The organism is Croceibacterium soli, from assembly GCF_009828065.1.
Lineage (GTDB): Bacteria > Pseudomonadota > Alphaproteobacteria > Sphingomonadales > Sphingomonadaceae > Croceibacterium_B > Croceibacterium_B soli.
In genome coordinates this window covers 113,057-136,509 of record NZ_WTYK01000008.1, presented here as the reverse complement: position 1 = coordinate 136,509, position 23,453 = coordinate 113,057, and the positions used below count along the sequence as shown (strand labels likewise).

The window sequence follows — 23,453 nt, the reverse complement described above, 5'->3', positions numbered from 1 at the left end:
GCCGCCAGGCTCTTTCGAGAACCCGGCCTCATCCCCGCCGGGTTAGGCTGCGGCCTTTTCGCCGATAGGCAGCGTGGCCCTGACGGTCGCTTTCGACAGATCGAGCCCGTAGAGCTTGGCCGCGTTTCCGCCCACGAGCTGTTGCACCGTGGCGGAGGGAAGGTGGCCCATCGTCTCGCCGATGGCCTGCCGGCTGTTCGGCCAGACCGAATCCGGGTGCGGATAGTCGCTGGCCCACAAGAGGTTTTCGGGCCCCCAGAACTCGAGCAGGCGCATGGCCGTCGGGCTCTGCTGGAAGGTGCCGTAGACCTGCTCCCGGAACAGCTCCGACGGCTTCTTCTTGAGCGGGATGCCGCCCTTGTCCGCCCAGAAGTCGGCACATTCCCAAAGCCGCCAATGGCGGTAATCCAGTTCCTCGATCACCCAGGGAACCCAGCCGACGCCGCATTCGGCGATCACGATCTTCAGCTTCGGGTGCCGTTCCAGGATGCCCCAGGCGAACAGGTCCACGAACGGATCGAGGAACTGGTCGATGAACATCTTGGCATGCAGGAAGGTCGCGCCCGGCGAGCCCTTGTACTTGTCGAATGCCTTGGTCACGCCCGGGAACACGGTGACGTGGAACGACAGGATGATGCCCGACTGTTCGAGCAGATCGAACAGCGGTTCCCAGCGCTTGTCTTCGAGCCGCGGTTCCGCGACCGCAATCTGCAAGTTGGCCTGGCGTACGCCGCCCTTCAAGGCGAGCCGCTTCAGCTCGTCGTAGGCAGCTTCGGGGTAGGGCGGCAGCATCGCCACCCCGACCAGCCGGTCGGGCGCAGCAGAGCAGAAATCCTCGTAGAGCCAGTCGTTGTACGCTGCGTAGCAGGCGCGCATGAAGGCTTCGTCACGCGTCTTGATGGAGGTCACAGGCCCGAACACGACGTGCGCCCACACCCCGTCGCGGTCCATATCCGCCAGCCGCAGCTGCGGACGTCCGGCGCGCAGTTCCGTCAGGTCTTCCACGCCACCGCGATCGTAAGCCGTATGAATCGGCTTGGGCCCGGCGAAGCTCGAGCGTTTGCCCGCCCACGAGCCCCAGCTCTCGCCGTCCGCCATCCACACGGCAGGCCCGTCTTCCTTCTGCTCAACGCGCGGTGTCCGGTCCCCCCAGCGGGCCGCCATGCGGCTGCTCCAGACGTCTTCCGGCAGCATGTTGAGGTCGAGGTGGTCGTCGCAAGAGACCAGGGCGGTATCGATCATGGGGCACTCCAGTCCTTGAGCCGGTTTGAGGGTGCTTCCGACTCAAGATCTGTTATGCCTACAATCTTACGTACCTTCTGGCAATTGGATCACTCGCGATGCCTCGCCCAACAGCCGTTCTGACCGACGCACCGGGCTACGAGAAGTTGTACCCGCCCGGTTCGCGCCTGGACCTGGAGTTCCGCACGATCCTGACGATCCTGCGGACAGGGCGCCTGTGGGCCAAGGCCGTGGAAAGGATGGTCGCCGGCGAGACCGGCCACACGCGGGTGCGGCTGGAGACGCTTTTCTCGATCGCCTTTGCCGGAGGCCCGACGACCGCGACCGCCCTGGCGCAGCGCATGGACGTGAAATGGCCCGCATTGGCGCGCGTTCTCGACTCGCTCGAAGAGGAGGGCCTGATCGATCGCACCGACAATCCCGTCGACGGACGATCCCGCCTGATCGAACTGACTGCCGGCGGGTGGCTCGCCATCGAAGCGCTGCAAAGCTGCGTCGATCCCGCGCGCAGCGATTTGCTGTCCGACTTTTCCGATGCCGAACTGGCCGAGACCACTGCGCTGGTCGGGCGGATCTTCGGGCGTCTGGCGGAAGAGGGGCCGCCGGGCTGACTTCCCGACGTTCGCACCTGCCCGACGCTTTTTCCGCACGGGCAGATGGGCGGACCGGGTCAGCGAACGCGGTAGAAGCTGATCCTGATCGAACTCGGCGCACTTTGCGCGTCGGGTTCGAGCACGCCTACGAACGCCGACTGCCCGAGCCACTGGTACTTCCCGAGCGGCGGCTCGAATACGGCTTGCGTACGGACGGGGGCAAACTGCCCGCCTTCACCGGGACAGAGCACGGCCTTGTTGACCACGTTGATGATCGCGCCGTCGTCGGTCTTCAGGAAGTAATCGGCCTCCAGCTCGCGGCATCCGTCCGGGCGGGCCAGTTGCCAGTCCCAGCCCCCCGGCATGATCGTCCCGCGCAGGCCGGGGCCCTCGAACGTGCCACCGGTGATCGGGATGATCGTCCGCTCGCCCCGGGTGGTGGGGCCCACGGCGATGCCTTCGCCCAGTTCGACCGTCTCGGAGAACGCGAACTCCAGCGACGGAGCCTGCTGGGCCGCGGCCGGCGCCGCAAGCAGGAGGGCCGCCAGCGCGGTCGGGCCCATTCGGGTGAGGTGGGGCGGAACGGTCATTGTACGGATCTCCTGCATTCGAAGCTCGTCGCCTCGGTCCTCTTTCCGCCGATGTAGTGCGGGTAGCTCGGGTAAGCGCAAAGCGGCCGCTGGTCCTGCGGATCGGAAGCGCGCCGGGACACCGGCGGGCCCGGCGCCTCCGCCTTCTCCACCCAGTCGACCAGAGGGGTCAGCAGGTCGAACTGGTCGTGCGCGTTGCCGCCGCTGCAATGCGGCATTCCCGGGTTCATGTAGAAGCGGCTGGCATTGTCCCAGGCCGCGCCGTTGGTTTCCGCAGCGCGTTGCCAGTAATCCCATGTGTCGAAGGCTGAAAACCACGGGTCGCTGACCCCGTGGAAGAACAGGATCTTGCCCCCGCGGCCGAGGAACGTGTTCAGGTTGGTCCAGTAGTTCGTGTCGGTGAGCCGCTGCCAGGCCGTGTTGCGCAAGGCGTTCGCTCGGCTGTCGAGATCGATCTCCAGTGCGCGGCTGGCGGGGCCGAACACACCGGGCCTGCCGGTCGGCAGGTAGCCGGGGATGGGACCTTCCGTTTCCACGATCCCGGTGTCGTAAGGGACCGGCGCGTAGAGCGGGTAGCCGGCGCTGTCCTTCGGCCCTGCGAACGCCCGCTCCAAGGCGCCGACTTGCGCGGGGCTGAGGCAGTTCTCGGCCTTGCCCGCCGTGCACTGCAGCCGCCGCGGCTCGAAACGGCAGCCGGCAACGTTGGCGATCATGCCGTCCGCCAGGCCGTCGAGCGCGTCGCACTGCTCGAGCATCCCGCCGAGGAGTGTCTTGCGGTCGGCGGGGGAGAATATCCGCTCGACGAGCGGCAGCCCTTCGGCATCGCGGGGCGCGGCCTGGTTGAACTGCACACTGGCGTATTCGATCGCGAGGTTGGAGTTGCCGGTCCGCATGGCCGGGGCACCGACGATGATCCCGTCGAACAACTCGGGGTAGCGCTGGGCGGCGAGCATCCCTTCGCGGCCACCTGTCGAGCAGCCCGTCATATAGCTGCGGGCGATCGGCGCGTCGAAATAGGCCCGGGTCATCTCTTTCGCGAGAAGAGTGACCGTCCGGACCGAGGCCTCTGCAAAGTCGAGAGCAGCGCGCTGGTCCACCAGGAAGCTGTCGTCGAACACGGCGCCGGTGTGGCCGCTGTCGTGGCTGACGACAGCGAACCCGCGGGCCAGCGCCGGGCGGTCACCCGCCGCGACAGGGCCAGTCGGCGGCCGCACGCTGCCGTTCAGGCCTCCGCCGCCCTGCAGCAGGAAGCGGCCGCTCCAGCGGTCGGGCAGGGCCAGCTCGAAGCCGATCCCGTACTTCTTCCCACCGGCTCCCTCGCGCTCACCGATCACGCCGCTGACGAGGCAGTGAGATGGCAGGGTCACGGCGGCGGCATTCGGGCCTTGCCGGCTCGCGGCGGCAGGTACGTGCCGGGTTGCGGTCAGCCGGACCTGCTCGCCGAATGTCGCCGAGGCGAAGGCGGCACAGCGGGCCGCTGCAGCTTCCTGTTCGAGCACCGCACCGGTCGTGAGTGGTGCGGCGGCGGTCAGCAGTAAGCCGGCAGCGGTAGCACCGGGCAACCTCATCCTCATTGTTTCACCTCGTATATTTTGCGGCACTGTGCGTGGGCGGAAGCTCCCGCGCAAGGGGCGCATCGGGCCGCTGCCGGAGTCCTGTTGCGGCCATCGGCCTCTTGCCTTCCGGCTTGGGCTCTGCCTATGGCGCGGCATTCGTATGGACCCGGTGAGACCCCGGGTGGCTATTCCGGCCGCCGACCCGCCGGACAACATCACACATGTGCCTTTCTGCACCCACTTCGGTGCCCTTGTGCTTGTTGGACTCTTCGATGACGGACACACTCTCCCGCTACCGCAAGGAATGGTTCAGCGGCGCCGCAGGCGCACGCCGTGACATTCTCGCCGGCATAGTCGTTGCGCTGGCGCTCATCCCCGAAGCGATCGGCTTCTCGATCATCGCAGGCGTCGATCCGCGCGTGGGCCTTTACGCCTCGGTTGCCATTGCCATCGTCATCGCGTTCACCGGCGGCCGGCCGGGCATGATCTCGGCGGCGACCGCAGCCGTGGCCGTGCTCGTGGTTCCGCTCGTGCGCGATTACGGCGTCGAGTATCTCTTCGTGGCCACGATCCTGATGGGCGCGATCCAGATCATCGCCGGTATCCTTCGGCTGGATCTGCTTATGCAGTTCGTCTCCCGTTCGGTCATCACCGGCTTCGTCAATGCGCTGGCCATCCTGATCTTCATGGCGCAGTTGCCCCAGCTGACCGGCGTGTCGTGGCACACTTACGCGATGGTCGCCGCGGGGCTGGCGATTATTTATCTTTTCCCGCGCCTCACTAAGGCGATCCCGTCGCCGCTCGTCGCGATCCTCCTCCTGAGTGCGATCAGCATCGGCATGGGCGTGCCGGTCAACACTGTCGGCGACATGGGCCGCCTGCCGGAAGGTTTGCCGACCTTCGCGCTGCCGGACGTACCGCTCACCTGGGAAACGTTCCGCATCGTCCTGCCCTATTCGCTGACGATGGCGGCCGTGGGCCTGCTGGAGTCCCTGCTGACGGCCCAGATCGTCGACGACATGACCGACACCGACAGCGACAAGCAGCGCGAATGCGCCGGACAGGGCTCGGCCAACATAGTCTCCGCCCTCTTCGGCGGCATGGGCGGCTGCGCGATGATCGGACAGTCGGTGATCAACGTCACCTCGGGCGGGCGCGGCCGGCTTTCCACATTCGTGGCCGGCGCCTTCCTGCTGTTCCTTCTGGCGGTGCTCGGGCCGTTCGTCGGCCGCATCCCGATGCCGGCACTAGTCGCAGTGATGATCATGGTGTCGATCGGCACTTTCAGCTGGAATTCGATACCCAACTTGCGCCGCCACCCTTGGACTTCGTCCGTGGTGATGGTCACGACGGTGGTCGTAGTCGTCGCAACCAGCGATCTTTCGCTGGGCGTGCTGGCGGGCGTCCTACTTTCGGGCATCTTCTTTGCCGGGAAGGTACGGCGGATGTTCGAGGTGGAGCGGATCGTCTCGCCGGATGGGACCCAGGCGACCTACCGGGTCACCGGACAGATATTCTTCGCGTCGGTGGACCGCTTCACGCGGGCCTTCCAGGTGGAGGACCGGGTCCCCAACATCCTCATCGATGTTTCGGCGGCGCACTTCTGGGATATCTCGGGCGTGGGTGCGCTCGACAAGATCGTCGCGCGTTTGCGCCGGGAAGGCCGCCACGTGGAAGTGACCGGCTACAACCGCGCCAGCGCCGACATTGTCGACAAGTTCGCGCTGCACGACAAGACCGGGGTCGAGATGGGCGCGGTACCGCATTGACCTTCCGGCCTCATGGCTATTGCGAATGAGTATCATTGACCGACCGCCTCGCTGCCTATAGCGGCGGCGCGATGTCGCGCAGGTCGATCCGAATCTGGTATCTGATCCACAAGTGGTCGAGCCTCGTGCCGATGGCTTTCCTGCTGATGTTGTGCGTCACCGGGCTGCCGTTGATCTTCCACGACGAGCTCGAAGCTCTCGAGGGCGTCGATTACGAGACCGCGCTGCCGGGGCCGCCCTCGGCGGAGCAGGGCGTGCCGCTCGACGCCATGCTTACACAGGCTCTGGCCGAGCGTCCCGGCGAAGTGCCGCTGTTCATGGCCTTCAGCCAGGAAAGCCCGCTGCTGACCGTCACCACCGGCCCGGCACCCGGCGCAGAAGCGAGCGAGATGACGCTGCTGTTCTTCGACCGTGCGACCGGCGCGTCACTGGGGCCCGCGCCCGGCGGCGGCGTGATGGACTTCCTGCTCCAGCTGCACACCGACATGTTCCTCGGGCAGCCCGGAATGTGGCTGCTCGGGACCATGGGCCTGCTGCTGATCGTTTCGCTGGTCTCGGGCGCGGTGATCTATGCGCCCTTCATGCGCCGGCTCGCGTTCGGAACGGTGCGGACCGATCGCGGCGTGCGGGTGCGCTCGCTCGACCGGCACAACCTCGTCGGGATGGCCACGCTCGCCTGGGTGCTGGTGGTCGGCGCCACGGGTGCGATCAACGCCTTTGCCGATCCGCTGATCGACGGCTGGCGTGAAGGCGAAGTGGCCGCGATGACCGCCGCTTACCGGGGCAAGGCACCGCTCCCGCCCGAACGCTACGGCTCGCTCGACACTGCGATGGCGCAAGCGCGCGAAGCGCTGCCCGGCCGCAGCCCGCAGTTCATCGGCTTTCCGGGCGGCGCCTGGAGCTCGGGCCACCACTACGCGATCTTCTTCCAGGGCGACCGCCCGCTGACCCAGCACCTGCTGACACCCGCGCTGGTCGACGCGGCGAGCGGGGAACTCACCGACGCTCGCGAGATGCCGGCGCTCAACCAGGCGCTGATGATGTCGAAGCCGCTCCACTTCGGCGACTACGGCGGGCTGCCGCTAAAGGTGCTGTGGGCGCTGCTGACTCTCGCAACGATCTGGGTGCTGTGGACCGGGATCGTGCTGTGGCTGCGCCGCCGCCCGGGCGAAATCGCGCGGCGGGTCGAGGAGATCCGCAGCGGCGCGCAAGAGGGGCTGGCAGCGTGAAGACCTTGCAGCGCCGCAAGCGCTCCGTCGCGCGCGTCTTCGCCTGGCCGCTGGCGCTGTTCGCCGCCACCATCGCCGGCCTCGTTCTCGGCCTCACGGGCGAGGGCTGGCGCGACGCCGCGGCCTGGCTCCTGCTCGGCAGCGTGCCCGCAGTCATGATTTTCGCGCTTATGCGCCCGCGCTGACAACCACGAAAGACCTCAACCGATGATGCCGATTAGCCTGCGCCTGCCTGTCTTTGCCATCGCCGCCGTTCTCGCCGCTCAGGCGTATGCGCAGGACACCGATGCGAACGAGATCGTCGTCACTGCGCAGGCAGAAAACGCCTCGGTGATCGAGAACGGCGGCTCGGCCGGCGTGCTCGGCGACAAGCCGGCCGAGGACCTGCCGTTCGCGGTTCGCTCGTACGGCGAATCGCTGATCCTCAACCAGCAGCCGCAGACGCTCGGCGAAGTGCTGGAGAACGATCCGACGGTGCGCACGACCTATGGCTTCGGCAACGCTTCCGAGCAGTTCGTCATTCGCGGCTTCACCCTCTTCGGCGAAGATATCGGCCTCAACGGCCTTTACGGCATCACTCCGCGGCAACTGGTCGCACCCGAGCTGTTCGAGAGCGTGCAGGTGCTGAACGGCGCGAGCGCTTTCCTCAACGGGGCGGCGCCCGGCGGCTCCGGGCTCGGCGGAAGCGTCAACCTGATGCTCAAGCGTGCTGGCCGCGACCCGCTGACGCGGGCGACGCTCGGCTTCACCGAGAGCGCGCACTACGGCGCCAGCTTCGATGTCGCCCGCCGCTTCGGCGCCGGCGGCGAATGGGGCGTCAGGATCAACGGCGCCTGGCGCGACGGCGAAGTGGCGATCGAGGACGAGGATCGCCGCACCCGGGTGCTCGGAGCCGCTTTCGACTACGACGGCGGCCCTCTCCGCGCCGCGCTCGACCTGGCTTGGCAGGATGTGCGGGTCGATAACCTCAGGCCGAAGGTGACGATCGCCAGCGCCGCGGTCCCCGCTGTGCCCGAAGCAGACGCCAACTACGCGCAGGACTTCACCTATACCGAGCTGCGCGATTATTTCGGCACGCTGGCCCTGGAGTACGACCTTGCGCCCGGCACGATGGTCTATGCCCGGGCGGGTGCCCGCGACGGGCACGAGGATGGGACCTACAGCGGCATTACGGTCACCGATGCGGTCACCGGCGCCGCGACCGGCAATGCCCTGGTCGTCCCGCGCACCGACAACAACGAGGCGATGGAGGCCGGCCTCAGGGCGCGCTTCGGCACGGCGGTGACCCACGAGATCAACCTCGGCGGCAACATGAGCTGGCAGGTCAACCGCAACGCCTTCGACTTCCGCTACGGACCCGATTTCGCGGGTTTCGCCACCAACCTCTATGATCCGGTGCAAGTGCCCTTGCCGAGCTCAACGCTCGTCGGCGGCGATCTCGCCGATCCTTTCCCGATCGCGCGCAGCCGGCTGCAGAGCCTGTTCGCCTCCGACACGCTGGGCCTGTTGGACGAGCGCGTGCTGCTGACGCTCGGCGCGCGCTTCCAGGCGATGCGGGTGAAGAGCTACAACTACTATAACGGCGGTGCGCTCGACGCGACTTACGACGAGGACGCACTCACGCCGGTCGTCGGACTGGTGGTCAAGCCGATGCCGCGCCTGTCGCTCTACGCCAATCGCATCGAGGCGCTGCAGCAGGGTCCGACCGCCCCGATCGACCCCGCGATCGGCAACCCCGGCGAGACTCTCGCCCCGCGCAAGTCGGTCCAATACGAGATCGGCGGCAAGCTCGGCTTCGGGCGGATGTTCGCTGGACTCGCGCTCTACCGCATCGAGCGCCCGGGCGAGGGGCTGCTGCCGAGCGGCGACTTCGGCTATCTCGGCGATCAGCGGCACCAGGGTGTCGAATTGACGCTCAACGGCGAGCTCGTGCCCGGCCTGCGGCTGATCTCGGGACTGGCGGTGAGCGACGCGGAGCTGCCCAGCGGCAACGAAGTGCCCGGCGTGCCCCGCCTTGCCGCCAACGCCGACGTCGAATGGGACCTGCCGTTCGCGCCGGGCGTGACGCTGACCGGGCGCGCGGTGCACACGGGCGAGCAGTGGGTAGACAGCGCCAACACGCTGCAGATCAGCGATTGGACGCGGTTCGATCTGGGTGCTCGCTACGTCTTTGCAGCGGGCTCCACACCCGTCACTCTGCGCCTGACGGTCGATAACGTGGCGAATGAGCGGTACTGGGCTTCGGCATTCGATGTGTTTTCGGCCGCCCTGCTGCAGGGACAGCCGCGCACCGTGAAGGCCTCCGTCTCGGCCGACTTCTAGCGATCACGCGTTGCGCAAGCGGCCGCAGGCTGTCGCAAGTCCCGGCGGAAACGGCAGGCGCGGTCTGCGGCCCTCGGCGCGTCTGCAACTCCAGGCGCTCAACCGCGTTGGTCTGACACTCTGTAGTAGGGAGGAGAGATCCATTGTCCGATTCTGTCCTGAAGGAGGCCGCTCCGATGACGGACAGTGGGCGGATGAAGGTGAACCCGCCGGTCTTTTTCGTCTCGGCCGGGCTGATCCTCGCTTTCGCGATCCTGGGGGCTGCGTTCGCCCGGGAAGCCGGAGTGGTCTTCGCCCGTGTCCAGTCGCTGATAATTCGCGATTTCGGGTGGTTCTATGTCGCCTCGGTCGCGGGTTTCCTCGTGTTCGTGGTGTTCCTGATGCTCAGCAAGCATGGGGACGTCAAACTGGGCCCTGACGAGAGCGAGCCCGAGTACAGCTACCTCTCCTGGTTCGCGATGCTGTTCAGCGCCGGGATGGGCATCGGGCTGGTCTTCTTCGGCGTGGCCGAGCCGATCCAGCACTATGCCTCGCCGCCCGTTGGAGAGGGCGGAACGATCGCAGCCGCCCGCCAGGCGATGGTGCTCACATTTCTTCATTGGGGCCTGCACCCTTGGGCGATCTACGCCCTTGTCGGCCTGTCGCTGGCGTATTTCTCGTTCCGGCGCGGGCTGCCGCTGGCGCTTCGCTCGCCGCTCTACCCGCTGATCGGGAAGCGCATCTACGGACCGATCGGGCACGCGATCGATATCTTCGCGGTGATCGGCACGATGTTCGGCGTCGCCACTTCGCTCGGGATCGGCGCCTTGCAGGTCAACGCCGGCTTCGCTCACCTGTTCGGAGTGCCGGTATCGACCGGGGTGCAGTTGATCCTGATCGCTTCGATCACGGCGATCGCCACCATTTCGGTGATGTTGGGCCTCGACCGGGGGGTGAAGCGCCTGTCGGAGCTCAACATCATTCTGGCTGTCCTCCTGCTCGGCTTCGTCCTGTTCGTGGGATCGACGATCTTCCTGCTCGATGCTTACCTGCAGAACATCGGCAGCTACCTCAACTCGCTCATCGACCGCACCTTCCGGCTCTACGCCTACGAACCGAACCCGTGGCTGGGCGACTGGACGCTGTTCTACTGGGGCTGGTGGATTGCTTGGTCGCCGTTTGTGGGAATGTTCATCGCGCGGATCTCGCGCGGCCGGACCATCCGCGAATTCGTCAGCGGCGTCCTGTTGGTGCCGGTGCTGTTTAGCTTCCTGTGGATGACGGTGTTCGGCAACACGGCGATCTCGCTCGACATGAGAGGCGTGGCTCCGATCGCAGAAACCGCCGTCAACGATCTGCCAGGCGCATTGTTCGCCACTTTGGCGGCCCTGCCGCTGGGTACGATTACCTCATTCGTGGCGACGCTGCTCGTCATCACCTTCTTTGTGACCTCCGCCGACTCGGGCGCGCTGGTGATCGACATGATTACATCGAGCGGAGCGGAGAACCCGCCGGTCTGGCAGCGCGTCTTCTGGGCCGTTTGCGCCGGAGGCGTGGCGGCGGTCCTCCTGTTGGCAGGTGGCCTGGAATCACTGCAGACCGCGGTCATCGCGAGTGCGCTGCCGTTTGCCGTAGCGCTGATCTTCATCGCTTTCGGTCTTTTCCGGGCGCTGCAGATGGAAGCCACAGGCTCGACGATCGACCTGGCCGCAGTGGGGATCGCTGCGCCCGATCCGGAGCTCAGCTGGCAGCAGCGCCTTACGTCGATCCTGCATTATTTCGGACAAGAGGAAATGACTCGTTACCTCCTCGGCACGGCGCGGCCTGCGCTTGAGGCCGTGGCGACGCAAATCCGGGAGAGCGGGTTCGAGTCGGAACTGACCGAGAAGGGCGATTGCCTCTCGCTCAGGATACCGCACGGAGAGCGGGGGGAATTCTGCTACGTGATCCGCTCGCGCGGCTTTCTTCTGCCGAGCTTCGTCTGGTCGGAACCGCACAAGGCGAAGGACAGTGCCCCGCGGCATTTCCGCGCGATGGCGCACAGCTCCGAAGGGGAGCAGCCCCACGACGTCACCGGCTTCACACGCGATCAACTGATCAACGATCTGCTAAACGGTTACGCCCGTTTCCGTCACAAGCGCCGGCTCGCGTGAGTCATGGCAGGGCGGTTCCCCCAGCTTGCGCGCTGGGCGAGCGCTGCACGTCGCGATATCACGGCGTTTCGGTGCCGCGCAGCGACTTGCCGGCGGTTTCGGCAGTGAAGCGCAGTGCCACCATCCCGACCGCGCAGGCGGCCATCATGACGTATGCCGGCATCAACTCGTCGCCCGTCTTTCCGATCAGCCAGCTGTTGAACGCCGGCGCCGTGCCGCCGAACAGCGAGGTGGACACGTTGTAGGATATCGCGAAGCCGGCGAAACGAACGTGGGTCGGGAACATGGCCGGAAAGGTCGCGGAGATCGTCGCCAACTGCGGGACGTAGAGCAGGCCGAGCAGGGCAAAACCGGCGACAGCGCCGGCGAAGCTCCCGGCCATAAGCAGGTAAAGCGGCACTGCGCCGACGAAGAGCCCGACCAGCGAGAACCACCAGAGGGGCTTCCTGCCCACCTTGTCGGACAGCCGCCCGGCGAGGGGCACGAACAGCATCATGAACAGCATGCCGATGATCGGCACGATCAGCGCATCGTCGGCGGAAAGGCTCAGCCTTCTCTGCAGGTAGGTCGGCATATAGCTGAGCAGCGTGTAGTTGACGACGTTCAGCGCGATCACGAGACCGCCCATGGTCACGAGCGGACGCCAGTAGCGGGTGAGAAGGTGGCGCAGCTCGGTCGAGGCGGCGGGCTCCGTCTCGTGATGGGCCTCGATCTCGCGGAAGATCGGCGTGTCTTCCATCCGCGACCGCAGATACATTCCGACAAGCCCCATCGGCCCGGCGACGAAGAAGGGAATGCGCCAGGCCCAGTCGTACATCGCCTGCTCGCCCAGCAGCAGCGAGAAACCGAGCATCAGCAGGGCGCCGAAAGAGAAGCCGGCCAGCGTGCCGAACTCCAGGAAACTGCCGTAGAAGCCGCGCCGGTCGTCGGGCGAATATTCGGCCATGAAGGTCGCCGCGCCGCCATACTCGCCGCCGGTCGAGAAGCCCTGGATCATGCGCAGCAGGACCAGCAGGGCCGGTGCCCAGAAGCCGATGTCGTCGTACGATGGGATCAGCCCCACGCAGACGGTCGCCGCCGACATCAGGATGATCGTGTAGGCCAGGATCGTCTTGCGCCCGTAGCGGTCGCCCAGCGGGCCCCAGAACAGGCCGCCGAGCGGGCGGACCAGGAAGGAGATCGCGAACGTCGCTAGCGCGAACAGGGTCGCCTCCGCCGTGTCGCCGGGAAACAGGGCGGCCGACAGATAGACGACGCCGTAGGCATAGATGCCGTAATCGAACCACTCGGTCGCATTGCCGAGCGCGGAGGCGGCGATGGCCCGCCGGATGACCGATTTGGGGACGGCTTCCGGATGGCCCATCGGCACATCGCCGCCGACGAGGTCGTGATGGGTATGGTCGGTCATGGGACCTCCTCCGGATCGTTGGGCGCCAATGGGTCGAGCGCCGCGGAAACAGGCGTCGTCCGCGGCAGGATCTGATAAGTTTGCTGCTGCTCGGCCGGCACGGGAGGCGTAAGAGCCTGCCGCCAGATCCCGAAGAGCAGGGCAGCGCCGGCGCATGTGGAGATGAACAGGAACAGGCCCGCCGTGCCCGCCGCGGTCATGAACACTGCCGCCACGAGCGGGCCGGCTGCAGCTCCCGCCGAGTATGTAAGGACGAGCCCGCCGCTCGCCGCCACCCTCTGGTCAGGCAGAAGGTGGTCGTTGGCGTGCGCCACGCAGAGGGGGTAGAGCGCGAAGCTCAACCCGCCGAACAGCGCGCCGAAAGCCAGCAGTGGAAGGCCCGGCTCCCGCGTCAGCGCCGTGGCCAGCCCGGCCAGCAGGGTTCCGGCGAAGGCGATCACGATCACGCGCCGCCGGTCGAAGCGGTCGGACAAGATGCCGAGCGGCCATTGCAAGGCCACGCCGCCGAAGATCACTGTGCTCATGAACACGGCGATCAAGGACAACTCCATCCCAAGGCGGCGGGCGTAGACGGCCCCGAGCGAGTAGAAGGCGCCGAGCATGGCGCCGGTCAACGCCGCGCCGACCACTCCGAGCGGAGAGATCGCGTAGAGCGCCCGCATCGACAATGTTTCGCTGCTCGGCAGCGACGGCGCGTCAATCCGCGTGAGGGCGATCGGAATGGCGGAGACCGAGATCAGGATCGACGCGGCGATGAACGGCAGCGACGGCTTCACATCACTGATGTTGAGGAGGAACTGGCCCGCGGCCTGACCGAGGTAGAGGGCGATCATGTAGGCGGCCAGGACAGATCCTCGGGAGCCCTCCTGCGCCCGTTCGTTGAGCCAGCTTTCCAGGCATACGTAAACCCCGGCCACGCACAGCCCGTCGATCAGCCGCAGGCTCGCCCAGAAGATCGGGTCGCGGAAGAGAGCGTAGCTGAGCGTGCTGGCGGAAAAGAGCGAGACGAATGCCGCGAATGCCCGGATGTGGCCGACCCGCGCCACCAGCAGCCCGGCCTTGGTCGAACCCAGCACCAGGCCCAGGAAATAGGCGGTGCCGACGATCCCGACCGTCAGGGCGCTGCTCCCCGCTCGCTCCAGCCGCACGCCCAGAAGCGTGGCCATGAACCCGGCGCCCGACATCAGCATGAAGATGGCGAGCAGCAGGCTGCGTACGGAGGAAACGGCGCTCAGCACGTTGGGAAAGCAAGCCTGCCCCCGGAAGGTTCCGGGCCCTCAGGCGGCCGCACGTCGGCGCAGACCAGCCGTGCTGTCCTCTACCAGTGCGGCATGAAGCGTGCGGACGGCGCGCTCGAAGTCCTCTCGCTCGATCACGAACTGGACGTCGACGTTACGAATCTGATGCTGGAGCGCGAGGACCGCGATGTCCGCTTGCTCCAGAGCGTCCAGAGCGCGCGAGACCAGGCCAGGCGCCGAGATGTCGCTGCCGATCACGGCCGCCATCGCGCAGGGACGGGTCGTCACGATCGCACCCGGAAACGCTTCCTCGAGATCGGAGACCGCCTTCGCGACTGTTTCCGAACTGCCGGAGAGGTAGTGCGTGATGGTGTTGGCGTTGGAGGCCTTGCTGACGATCCACGCGCCCCGCCGGTCGAGCACCTCGAGGATGCGGCTGTCGTAGCCCTTCTCCCCCACCATGTCCTGCTCGAAGAACTGCAACGCGTGCAGTTCCTGCACACCGGTGACGATCTCGACCCTCGGCTCGTCCGACCGGTAATCGCCGCAGATCAGCGTTCCCTCGTCGTCGCGGTCGAAGGTGTTTCTGACGCACAGAGGGATCTCGGATTGGCGGAGCCCCCGGCCGGCGCGCGGGTGGATCGCTTCCATGCCGAGGTTGGCGAGCTGGTCCGCCACATCGTAGTTGGTCCGCCCGATCTTCCGCGCCCGCTCACCGCCAACCAGCTTCGGATCGGCGCTGGAGAGATGGAATTCCTTGTGGATGATCGCGCGGCTGGCGCCGGTCACGACTGCCAGTCTGGAGAAGGTCATCTCCGAGTAGCCGCGCGCATAGCGCCGCACCATGCCGCCCTCGCAACCGGCGTAGCCGGTGACGATCGGCATCTGCGTGGCGAGGTCGATCGGCTCGAGCGCGTCACGGATGCGTTGATCCAGGCTCACGCGATCGTCTTCGCTCCACACCGTAAGATCGACGAACACGGCATTGACGCCCCGGTCACGCAGCAGGACCGCGGTGGAGTGAGCGCTGTGTGCCTCACCGAACCCGGCGAGCATCTCGCGCACGGTGATCAGCTGATCCTTCAGCGAAAACCGGCCGTGCGCGCGCAGTCGGTCGAGATCGTCGAGACATCTCCGGAGAGATTCGGCACGTTCGTGCACGAAGCGGTCCGCTTCCTCGCGGCTTTCGGGACGAACGAACATTTGCGCGTTGCGCTCGCGCATCGCCCCGCTCACTCGATCAAGAGCATCGCGCCAGGCGGCATCGCCGCGAGCGAAGTGGGCATAGAGGCCGGGTTCGCCGCTCTTCTTGTGCTCCAGCAGCAGGTCCGTCATCCCGGCGTAGGCGGAAACGACGAAGATGCGGCCGTACAGTTCCGCTCCGGAGCGTCCGGCGATCAGGACGTTGTCGAACAGGGTGGAGGTCGCCGCCATCGACGTGCCGCCGATTTTCTCGACGCTGTGCTGGGTCATCATGCCGCCTCCTCGAGCAGCGCGGGGGACCGGATCGCCACCGGCTGGAAGGTCCGGTCGGCAATGAACTGCGGCCGGGGCTTGTCCGCCGCGAAAGGCTTCTGCAGGCGGTTCGACATGGCGTTGTAGACCAGGAAGGCGTTCGCCCGCGGGAAGGGCGTGATGTTTCCGTTGGAGCCGTGCATCAGGTTGCAGTCGAACAGGATCACCGTTCCCGGCGGCCCGGTCGGCGCGTCGATGCCGTGCTGCTGAGCCAGCGTGGCGAGGCTGAGCTCGTCGGGAACGCCGTATTCCTGCTTCTTCAGCGACATGCGGTAGTGGTCTTCCGGCGTCTCGCCTACGCAGGTCACATAAGTCCGGTGCGACCCCGGCATGACCATCAGCGGCCCGTTATGCGGGGTGTTCGCGGCGAGCAGGACGGACATCGACAACGCGCGCATCCGGGGCATGCCGTCTTCCGTGTGCCAGGTTTCGAAGTCGGAGTGCCAGAAGAACTCCTTCCCCTTGAAGCCCGGCTTGTAGTTGAGCCGCGACTGGTGAACGTAGACATCGTCGCCGAGCAGGAACGAGGCCACTCCGGCCAGCCGTTCGTCGGCTGCCAGCCGGGCCATGACGCGGCTCTGCTCATGAATGGCGAAAATGGAGCGGATCTCGTCGCTGCCGCGCTCGGTGATGATCGTCTCCCTGTCCAGCGACGACGGGTCGGCCAGCAGCCGGCCCGTGGCGTTCTGCAGCGCTTCCAGTTCGGCTGGATCGAACGCATTCTCGATCACCAGGTAGCCGTTGCGCTCGAACTGCTCGGTCTGGGCGCGCGTGAGCGGGGCATCCGGCCGCCATTCGCCATGAACCACCGGGTCCTGGCGCGGCAGCAGTTCAGGCTCGGCGGCACAGCGGGATGGATAGACGTCCTGCATGGAATTCCTCTCGGTCGGGTTATTCGGCGGGCACGGCTTGGCGCAGCTGCTCTTCGGCCGGATAGGCGCCGCTTTCGTCGTGAACCTCGTTTCCGGTCACCGGCGGATTGAACACGCACGCGGTGAGCATCTCGGTCTCGGGCCGGACGATGTGCCGGTCGTTCTCGTTGAGCGCGTAGAGCATGCCGGCCTTCAGCCGGTGGACTTCCCCGGTCGCGAGATCTTCGATCGTACCGGTGCCCTTCAGCACCAGCACCGCTTCGAGATGGTTCTTGTAGTGCATCTTGAGCTCGCTGCCGGCGTACAGGGTGGTGACGTGGAACGAGAAGCCCATCCCGTCCCCCGCCAGGAGCATGCGGGCGCTTTCCCAACCTTCCGATTTGACGTTGCGATCGGTGGCGCGAATGTCCTTGAGCTTGCGTATGATCATGTCTTTTCTCCTGGTCAGGCGGCGGCCGACAGGCTTGCTGCCGGCGCCAGTTCGGTGCTGATCGACTGTTCGAGGATGTCGAGACCGGCGCCGAGCAGCGCCTCGTCGATCACCAGCGGGGCCAGCACCTTGACGATTTCGTCGTGCGAGCCGCTCGTTTCGATGATCAGGCCCTTCTCGAAGCAGGCCTGGGTGATGGCGGACGCGGTTTCGCCGGAGCCCACGTCGATGCCGCGCATCATACCGCGGCCGCGGGTCGAGAGGCCGTGCTCTTCGGCCATCTGCTCGAGCCGCTGCTCCAGCAAGTTCCCGAGGCGGGCGATGCGATCCTGGAATCCATCATCGGCCCAGAAATGCCGGAGGCTGGCCGCTGCGGTCACGAATGCGTGGTTGTTGCCCCGGAAGGTCCCGTTGTGCTCACCCGGAGACCAGATGTCGAGCTCCGGGCGGAAGAGCGTGAGCGCGAATGGCAGGCCCATCCCCGAAAGCGACTTGGCCAGGGTGACGATGTCCGGCGTGAAGCCCAATCCTTCGAAGCTGAAGAAACCGCCGGTGCGGCCGCAACCGGCCTGGATGTCGTCCACGATCAGCAGGGCGCCGTGCTTCCGGGCAATCGCTGCGATCGCCCGCAGCCACTCCGGGGAGGCGGCGTTGAGGCCGCCTTCGCCTTGGACGGTTTCGACCAGGATGGCGGCAGGCGCATCGAGGCCGCTCGAAGGGTCGGACAGCCGCTGGTCCAGCAGCGCCGCCGTGTCCACGTCCGGACCGTAGTAGCCGTCGAACGGCTCGTGGGCCACGTGCGACAGGGGCACGCCGGCCCCGCTGCGCTTGCCGGCGTTGCCGGTGCAGGCCAGCGCACCCAGCGTCATGCCATGGAACCCGTTGGTGAAAGCCACGACGAGCTCGCGCCCGGTGACCTTGCGCGCCAGCTTGATCGCCGCCTCGACCGCGTTGGTTCCGGTCGGGCCGGTGAACATCGCCCGGTAATCCAGTCCGCGCGGCGCCAGGATCACCTCTTCGAGCGCTTCGAGGAACGACTGCTTGGCACTGGTATGGAGATCCAGGCCGTGGGCGATTCCATCCGCACCGATATAGTCGAGCAGCGCCTGCTTCAGGACGGGATGATTGTGCCCGTAATTGAGCGAGGAGCAGCCGGAGAGGAAATCGAGATAGCGGCCGCCGTTGACGTCGTGCAGCCAGACGCCCTCGGCTTTGTCGAACTGCCGGGGCAGCGAGCGCGAATACGTGCGCACGCCGGATTCGCGGCGGTCGTAGATTGCGGTGTCGGGCGCTGTCTTGCTGGGTCGCGGCGTGAAACTCATGAGTGGGTCTCCGTTTCGGTTCGAAAGGTGGGGAGGGGGAAGATGCGAGCTTCCCATTCGGTGGCGTGCGCGCCGGCGAAGTGCGCGTCCTGCTCGAAGCGCGGCGCCCTGGTCAGGGTCGCGCCGTTGCGGCGCGCGAACGCCTCGAACAGGCCCCAGGAGGCTTGGTTGTCCTCCGTGATGGTCGTGGTGAGCATGGTGGCGTCAGCGGCGGCAGGCCGGGCGATCAGCGCTTCCAGCATCTTGAGCGCCAGTCCTTCTCCGCGCGCCGCGGAATGGACGGCCACTTGCCAGACGAACAGCCGATCCGGCGTCGCCGGCGGGCGATATGCGGATATCCAGCCGAGAGCCTCGCCATCGCGCTCTGCGACGACGCAAGTCTCGCGGAAGTCCGTGCACTGCAGCAGATTGCAGTAGGCCGAGTTGGTATCGAGGGGCGGGGAGGATGCGATCAGCCGAGAGATTGCGGGGCCATCCTCCGCGCTGGGCATCCGGAGCGTAAGACTCTCCGTGCCTGCGCATTCCATTGAATCGGGCTTGAGCGTCGATTGGTTCAAAATCACTATACAACATAGTTCGTTAACCGAACTACTGAGGCTCCCTTATCGTTGCGCCTTTCGGCTTGGGATGGCGTATGTAAGGGAACTCTGCCGAATGGCAACCCTGCAGACCGCGATCCAGCCATCGATATGGTTTATTGACCGAAGGAAAATACTTCGATCTTCAATGCTTTTATATGCTTGGCCGGAGTGTTCCACGGAGGTAGCCCAGGGAAGTGGACCGCGAACTCACCTTTTCCGCTCTCAAGGCCCTGCGGCGGATCCTGCGCGCGTCGGAACTGTCGAATCGGCAGCTTGCGACGGAGACCGGCCTCACCCCCTCGCAACTGCTCGTGCTGCAGGAGATCGGCGAGCGGGGGGAGGTGACGCCGACGGAGCTCTCGGCCGCGCTCCAGTTCGGTCAGGCCACCATCACGAACATTGTGGACCGGCTGGAAGCGCTGGAGCTGGTGACCCGCCAGCGCGGCGAGCGGGACAAGCGGCGGATCCACGTTGCGCCGACCGCGGACGGAATGCGAAGGATCGAAACCGCGCCAAACCTGCTTCAGGCGCGGCTGAGCGAGCGGTTCGCAGCCCTGCCGGAATGGGAGCAGGCGATGATCCTCGCCGGGCTCAGCCGCCTGGCGGACCTTCTCGGTACAACGGCGGACGCCGCACCCCTGCTGGACTCGGGCGCCATCGATCGGTCAGCGGACGATTGAGAGGGGCTCGGGATCCCGCCGAGCATGCTCGATCGAAGGAGTGTTCAGCCGGCAGTTTCGTAGCCGTTCGGGCGAAGCCCGGCTCCCATCCCTTACCCTGCGGATATCGGCAGCAGCCAGATGATGACGGCGAAAGTGGCGGCGCCGAGGCTTATGGTCCCGGCGAACAGGCGCAAGTTCATCCGGCGCGCGGTGTGAACCACATGGGCGTTCAAGCGGTCTATCACGGCCGCCGCTCTCCGCTCGGCCAGAACGATGACGAGCACCGCCAGCAAAAGAAAGCCCGTAGCGATCAGGCGTGGAATCCACGGCGGATCGATCTTGTTGAACAAGGCGTGGAAACCGACGCCGATGGCGATGCAGCCGAGGCTCGTGCGCATCCACCCTGCAAATGTGCGCTCGTTCGCGAGGATGGTTCGATCCTCGGCGAATTCCGTGCGCTCCCTGGCTTCTTCGCGGCGATCAGTGGTCATGCGGGACAAACGACCGCGGGCGTCAGGCGTGCCCGGCGTTCGTCGCCTCGCGAGGTGCCGAACCACTGCGGCGGGAAACTCCCGGCCCCTCCGCGCATTCCGTTTCGGGTGGGAACCTGAAAGGGGGGCATGGAAAAGGCCACCATCATCATCGCACTCGTCGGCGTCCTCGGGATCGGGGCGCAATGGATCGCCTGGCGCACGGGCTGGCCGGCGATCGTGCTCATGCTCGCGGCAGGCTTCGTCGCCGGCCCGCTGACGGGGCTGATCGACCCCGAAGAAACCTTCGGATCGCTGCTCGAGCCGATGGTCAGCATCGGAGTGGCGCTGATCCTGTTCGAGGGCGGGCTCAGCCTCGACCTGCGCGAACTGCGCCATGCCGGCGACGGGGTGAAGCGGCTGGTCTTCATCGGCGTGCCGGTCGGTTGGTTCCTGGGGGCCCTGTCCTGCTATTACATCGCCGGGCTCGTCTGGCCGATCGCCATTCTGTTCGCCGGCATCTTGGTGGTGACCGGCCCCACGGTGGTTCTGCCGCTTCTCCGCCAGGCGAACATCGCGCAGCGCCCCGCGGCGATCCTCAAATGGGAAGCGATCGTCAACGATCCCTTCGGGGCCCTTTGTGCGGTGATCGCCTACGAGTACTTCCGCCGTGCGTCCGAAGGCGCGACCATGCTGGAGGTCGTCCCGCCGATGCTGATGGCGGCGACGCTCGCGAGCGCAATGGGGTTTGCCGTGGCATGGGCGATCGCGTGGTGCTTCCCCCGGGGCTTCGTGCCCGAGTTCCTGAAGGTACCCGTTCTCCTGGTGGCGGTGATCGGGGCTTTCGTGCTTGCCAACCAGATCGAGCACGAAGCAGGGCTGCTCACCGTGACGGTCATGGGTATCGCTCTCGCCAACATGAAGGTGGCCTCGCTGCGGAGCATCCACCCATTCAAGCAGCACATCGCTCTGTTGCTGGTCTCCGGCATATTCATTCTGCTTTCGGCATCGCTCGACCTCGCCGCGTTCCGTCAGTTCGAATGGCGCTTCGGCATGTTCCTGCTGGCGCTGATATTCCTGGTCCGCCCGGCGACCGTCCTGATCAGCCTCCTGCGCAGTTCGGTGCCCTGGAACGAGCGCCTGTTCCTGGCCTGGATCGCTCCGCGCGGGATCGTGCTGGTGGCGGTCGCGGGTCTGTTCGCCCTACGCCTGCAGGAACTCGGCTATGAGAATGCAACGCTTCTTATCAGCCTGTCCTTCGCAGTCGTGGTCGTGACGATCGTCGCCCACGGGTTTACGGTCGACCTGGTGGCTCGGCTGCTCGGCATACGCCAGGACGCTCCGCCGGGCCTGCTGATCGTCGGATCGAGCGAATGGAGCGTGGCGCTGGGCAAGCTGCTGCAGGAATTGGGCAGGCCGGTCCTGGTGGCCGACACGAGCTGGCAGCGCCTGGCAGTCGCTCGGCGCGACGGGCTGCCCGTCTATCACGGTGAAATCCTCAACGAGGCCACGGAGCATACCCTGGATCTGACACCTTACCACGTGCTCGTGGCCGTCACGGACAACGAAGCGTACAACACCCTGGTGTGCAGCGAGTTCGCTCCGGAGATCGGAACGGACTCCGTCTACCAGCTGGGTGAGGTCCCGGACGGAGATTGGCGAGCGCTCCCGGCTTCGTTGCGTGGCCGCGCGTTGTTCGCGAACGGTCTCGGCGTCGAGGATCTGCGCCGGCGCCAGAAGGAAGGATGGGTCTTCCGCAAGACGCGCCTCTCCGAACAGTTCGACTTCGAGGACGCGCAGGATACGTTGCCGCCTGCAGCCGAGATGCTTCTCATCCTTCGTCCCGGCGGGCAGCTGCGGTTCTTCACCCACGCTGCCACTCCCAAGCCCACGGCCGGAGACATCGTGATCTCCTATTCGCCGCCGAGGATCGGTGCCGTGGAGCCGGGCACGCCGCAAGGGCAAGCGATCGAGGAAGGAACCCGATGACGAAGCTCGTATCTCTGGTCGCCGTGTCAGGACTTGTGGCGATCGCGGCCCTCGCGAGCTGCCGAGAGGAACCGCCCCCTGCGCCGGCTCCCGCCGAGGAGACGCCGACGGTTCAGGAGGTGCCTTCCATCATGCGCCCGGATGTCGAAATCGAAGCACCGGTGGAAGAGGAACTGCAGCCTCTTCGTGTGACGATCCCGTTCGCCGAAGGCGGTTATGAGCTCAGCGAAGCGGCACGCGAGCAACTCGGGCTCATACTCGGTTCGCCACTGCTGGAGGAAGGAGCGACCATAACGGTGCGCGGTCACAGCGATTCCGTCGGCAGCGACGAGGCCAACTTGCGCGCTTCACGCCGGCGCGCCGAGGCCGTGCGCGATTTCCTGGTTGAGAACGGCGTCGCCGCCGAGCGGATCGTCGTCGTGGCCCTGGGCGAGATGCGCCCGGTGGCGCCCAATGCCCATCTGGACGGCTCACCGGATGAACAAGGGCGCGCCGCCAACAGGCGGGTGGAGGTCGCCGTCGATCCGCGGCAGCCTGAAGCTCCAAGCACGCGGGAACCTGAGACGTCACAGACCTAGGCGATGCGCCTCAAGCTTTCCCGGACCTGGGGCAGCGCGCGCTGCCCATCCGCCAGCATGCGATCCCGCAGCTCTTGCGGGAGATAGTCGAACAGAGCCGGGGCGAAGCTCGGCCGATCCTTCACGGCAGCGAACCACCGCGCAAAGTGCGGCCGATCACGCCACAACTCGGACAAACCGAGCATCTCCAGCCTGTTTGCGTATGGCGTTAGAGCCCCGTCGGCGAGCGTGTAGCTGTCGCCGACAAGCCACTCGCTTCCTTCCAGGGCGCGATCCATATCCTGCAGCAGACGCACGAACGTGCCGAGCGCAAGGGCGACGTCCGGCGCGCCGAAGCCATCGTAAATCCACCTGCGCTTGCGTTCCCGCCAGGCCGGATGGGGATCGCTGGCGATATGCTCCTCAACCGCTGCCTCGCCGCGGGCGAGGATCGCATGACGGTGCGTGACGACGTAAGTCAAAGGCCGGGTCGCCGGATGAATTTCCTCATCCACCTGCTTCGTCCAGAGGCGCATCCGCGCCTGCGCCAGCGGCGCCGCAGGCTTGAGCCGAGCGCCGGGGAAGGCGTCGTCCAGATACTCGCAGATGAGCGTCGATTCCGTCAGCACTGCGCCGTCGTGGATGATCGCCGGCACCGCGGCACGCGGATTGATCTTGAGATACTCGGGATCGAACTGCTCGCCGGCGAGGAGATCGACATATCGGCTGGTCCACTCGATCTGCTTCTCCATCAGGACCAGACGCACCTTGGCGGCGCAGACAGACGATCCGTGGTGATATACCTCAAGCATGCGACCTCGCTTCGCAATAACGTGCTGAAGCCCCTTAGCAGAGCCGTGACCCGACTGCTCCCGTAAGAACATGATGGATCGGGCTGTTCAGGCAGCGCGAGCGCCGCGACGCGTCTATGGTACGTTTCACTGCCCTTGGCGGCGAGATGAAGCTGCTCCGCGCA

Annotated in this window: 21 protein-coding genes and 1 other annotated feature; of the genes, 9 read left to right on the top strand and 12 right to left on the bottom strand. The window is 66.2% G+C overall.

Annotated features, from left to right (window positions below; genetic code table 11):
* Positions 1 to 42: 42 nt before the first annotated feature.
* Positions 43 to 1,242, bottom strand: coding sequence for an amidohydrolase family protein (locus tag GRI75_RS13075; protein WP_160747429.1), 1,200 nt, complete (start codon positions 1,240 to 1,242; stop codon positions 43 to 45).
* Between the two features lie 98 nt (positions 1,243 to 1,340).
* On the opposite strand from GRI75_RS13075, the gene GRI75_RS13070 reads away from it, so the two are divergent.
* Positions 1,341 to 1,853, top strand: coding sequence for a MarR family winged helix-turn-helix transcriptional regulator (locus GRI75_RS13070; RefSeq protein WP_160747428.1), 513 nt, complete (start codon positions 1,341 to 1,343; stop codon positions 1,851 to 1,853).
* 59 nt (positions 1,854 to 1,912) lie between these two features.
* On the opposite strand, the gene GRI75_RS13065 is transcribed toward GRI75_RS13070, so the two are convergent.
* Positions 1,913 to 2,425 (bottom strand): DUF3237 domain-containing protein, encoded by a 513-nt coding sequence (locus GRI75_RS13065; RefSeq protein WP_235911496.1) that lies wholly within the window; start codon positions 2,423 to 2,425, stop codon positions 1,913 to 1,915.
* Entirely contained in the window at positions 2,422 to 3,993 is a 1,572-nt protein-coding gene (locus GRI75_RS13060) for a tannase/feruloyl esterase family alpha/beta hydrolase (protein WP_160747426.1), read from the bottom strand. Before GRI75_RS13060 ends, GRI75_RS13065 begins: the two co-directional genes overlap by 4 nt.
* A 147-nt stretch (positions 3,994 to 4,140) precedes the next feature.
* Positions 4,141 to 4,196 (top strand) — a sequence feature (sul1 is cis-regulatory element that is thought to sense ions involved in sulfur or methionine metabolism; They are found in Alphaproteobacteria).
* A gap of 57 nt (positions 4,197 to 4,253) precedes the next feature.
* Between GRI75_RS13060 and GRI75_RS13055 the strand changes: the two genes are divergently transcribed.
* From GRI75_RS13055 to GRI75_RS13035, 5 genes are all read left to right on the top strand, one after another.
* Positions 4,254 to 5,750: a SulP family inorganic anion transporter gene (locus tag GRI75_RS13055; RefSeq protein WP_160747425.1), complete on the top strand. Its 1,497-nt coding sequence runs from the start codon at positions 4,254 to 4,256 to the stop codon at positions 5,748 to 5,750.
* 35 nt (positions 5,751 to 5,785) lie between these two features.
* A complete protein-coding gene (locus tag GRI75_RS13050; protein ID WP_235911495.1) occupies positions 5,786 to 6,979 on the top strand; it encodes a PepSY-associated TM helix domain-containing protein in 1,194 nt (397 codons plus the stop codon).
* Positions 6,976 to 7,164: a hypothetical protein gene (locus GRI75_RS13045; protein WP_328597986.1), complete on the top strand. Its 189-nt coding sequence runs from the start codon at positions 6,976 to 6,978 to the stop codon at positions 7,162 to 7,164. The genes GRI75_RS13050 and GRI75_RS13045 overlap by 4 nt, the downstream gene beginning before the upstream one ends.
* A gap of 22 nt (positions 7,165 to 7,186) precedes the next feature.
* Complete coding sequence (locus GRI75_RS13040) at positions 7,187 to 9,301, top strand: TonB-dependent receptor (RefSeq protein ID WP_160747424.1); 2,115 nt, start codon at positions 7,187 to 7,189, stop codon at positions 9,299 to 9,301.
* 143 nt (positions 9,302 to 9,444) lie between these two features.
* Positions 9,445 to 11,433 (top strand): BCCT family transporter, encoded by a 1,989-nt coding sequence (locus GRI75_RS13035; RefSeq protein ID WP_407925148.1) that lies wholly within the window; start codon positions 9,445 to 9,447, stop codon positions 11,431 to 11,433.
* 58 nt (positions 11,434 to 11,491) lie between these two features.
* On the opposite strand, the gene GRI75_RS13030 is transcribed toward GRI75_RS13035, so the two are convergent.
* The 7 genes from GRI75_RS13030 to ectA are packed head-to-tail and all read right to left on the bottom strand — an operon-like array spanning position 11,492 to position 18,709.
* Positions 11,492 to 12,796 carry an MFS transporter gene (locus tag GRI75_RS13030; RefSeq protein WP_160747455.1) on the bottom strand — a complete coding sequence of 435 codons (1,305 nt, stop codon included), beginning with the start codon at positions 12,794 to 12,796 and terminating at the stop codon, positions 11,492 to 11,494.
* Between the two features lie 41 nt (positions 12,797 to 12,837).
* Positions 12,838 to 14,079 (bottom strand): MFS transporter, encoded by a 1,242-nt coding sequence (locus GRI75_RS13025; RefSeq protein ID WP_160747423.1) that lies wholly within the window; start codon positions 14,077 to 14,079, stop codon positions 12,838 to 12,840.
* 39 nt (positions 14,080 to 14,118) lie between these two features.
* Positions 14,119 to 15,555 carry an aspartate kinase gene (locus GRI75_RS13020; protein ID WP_160747422.1) on the bottom strand — a complete coding sequence of 479 codons (1,437 nt, stop codon included), beginning with the start codon at positions 15,553 to 15,555 and terminating at the stop codon, positions 14,119 to 14,121.
* Complete coding sequence (gene thpD / locus GRI75_RS13015; RefSeq protein ID WP_160747421.1) at positions 15,552 to 16,466, bottom strand: ectoine hydroxylase; 915 nt, start codon at positions 16,464 to 16,466, stop codon at positions 15,552 to 15,554. The genes GRI75_RS13020 and thpD overlap by 4 nt, the downstream gene beginning before the upstream one ends.
* A 19-nt stretch (positions 16,467 to 16,485) precedes the next feature.
* Positions 16,486 to 16,896 (bottom strand): ectoine synthase, encoded by a 411-nt coding sequence (locus GRI75_RS13010; protein ID WP_160747420.1) that lies wholly within the window; start codon positions 16,894 to 16,896, stop codon positions 16,486 to 16,488.
* Between the two features lie 14 nt (positions 16,897 to 16,910).
* The gene (gene ectB / locus GRI75_RS13005) at positions 16,911 to 18,218 is read right to left on the bottom strand and encodes a diaminobutyrate--2-oxoglutarate transaminase (RefSeq protein WP_160747419.1); all 1,308 of its coding nucleotides are present in this window, start codon (positions 18,216 to 18,218) and stop codon (positions 16,911 to 16,913) included.
* Complete coding sequence (gene ectA, locus GRI75_RS13000; protein ID WP_235911494.1) at positions 18,215 to 18,709, bottom strand: diaminobutyrate acetyltransferase; 495 nt, start codon at positions 18,707 to 18,709, stop codon at positions 18,215 to 18,217. The genes ectB and ectA overlap by 4 nt, the downstream gene beginning before the upstream one ends.
* A gap of 284 nt (positions 18,710 to 18,993) precedes the next feature.
* Between ectA and GRI75_RS12995 the strand changes: the two genes are divergently transcribed.
* Positions 18,994 to 19,479, top strand: a complete 486-nt coding sequence (locus GRI75_RS12995; RefSeq protein ID WP_160747417.1) for a MarR family winged helix-turn-helix transcriptional regulator — start codon at positions 18,994 to 18,996, stop codon at positions 19,477 to 19,479.
* A gap of 92 nt (positions 19,480 to 19,571) precedes the next feature.
* On the opposite strand, the gene GRI75_RS12990 is transcribed toward GRI75_RS12995, so the two are convergent.
* Positions 19,572 to 19,952, bottom strand: coding sequence for a YidH family protein (locus GRI75_RS12990; protein ID WP_160747454.1), 381 nt, complete (start codon positions 19,950 to 19,952; stop codon positions 19,572 to 19,574).
* 129 nt (positions 19,953 to 20,081) lie between these two features.
* Here GRI75_RS12990 and GRI75_RS12985 point away from each other — a divergent pair, with 129 nt between their 5' ends.
* Together GRI75_RS12985 and GRI75_RS12980 are read left to right on the top strand one after the other, a co-directional pair.
* Positions 20,082 to 21,920: a cation:proton antiporter gene (locus GRI75_RS12985; RefSeq protein ID WP_160747416.1), complete on the top strand. Its 1,839-nt coding sequence runs from the start codon at positions 20,082 to 20,084 to the stop codon at positions 21,918 to 21,920.
* Positions 21,917 to 22,498, top strand: coding sequence for an OmpA family protein (locus tag GRI75_RS12980; RefSeq protein ID WP_160747415.1), 582 nt, complete (start codon positions 21,917 to 21,919; stop codon positions 22,496 to 22,498). Before GRI75_RS12985 ends, GRI75_RS12980 begins: the two co-directional genes overlap by 4 nt.
* Here the strand turns inward: GRI75_RS12980 and GRI75_RS12975 are convergent.
* Positions 22,495 to 23,289, bottom strand: coding sequence for a glutathione S-transferase family protein (locus tag GRI75_RS12975; RefSeq protein WP_160747414.1), 795 nt, complete (start codon positions 23,287 to 23,289; stop codon positions 22,495 to 22,497). The two genes, GRI75_RS12980 and GRI75_RS12975, sit on opposite strands and share 4 nt — an antisense overlap.
* Positions 23,290 to 23,453 lie beyond the last annotated feature (164 nt).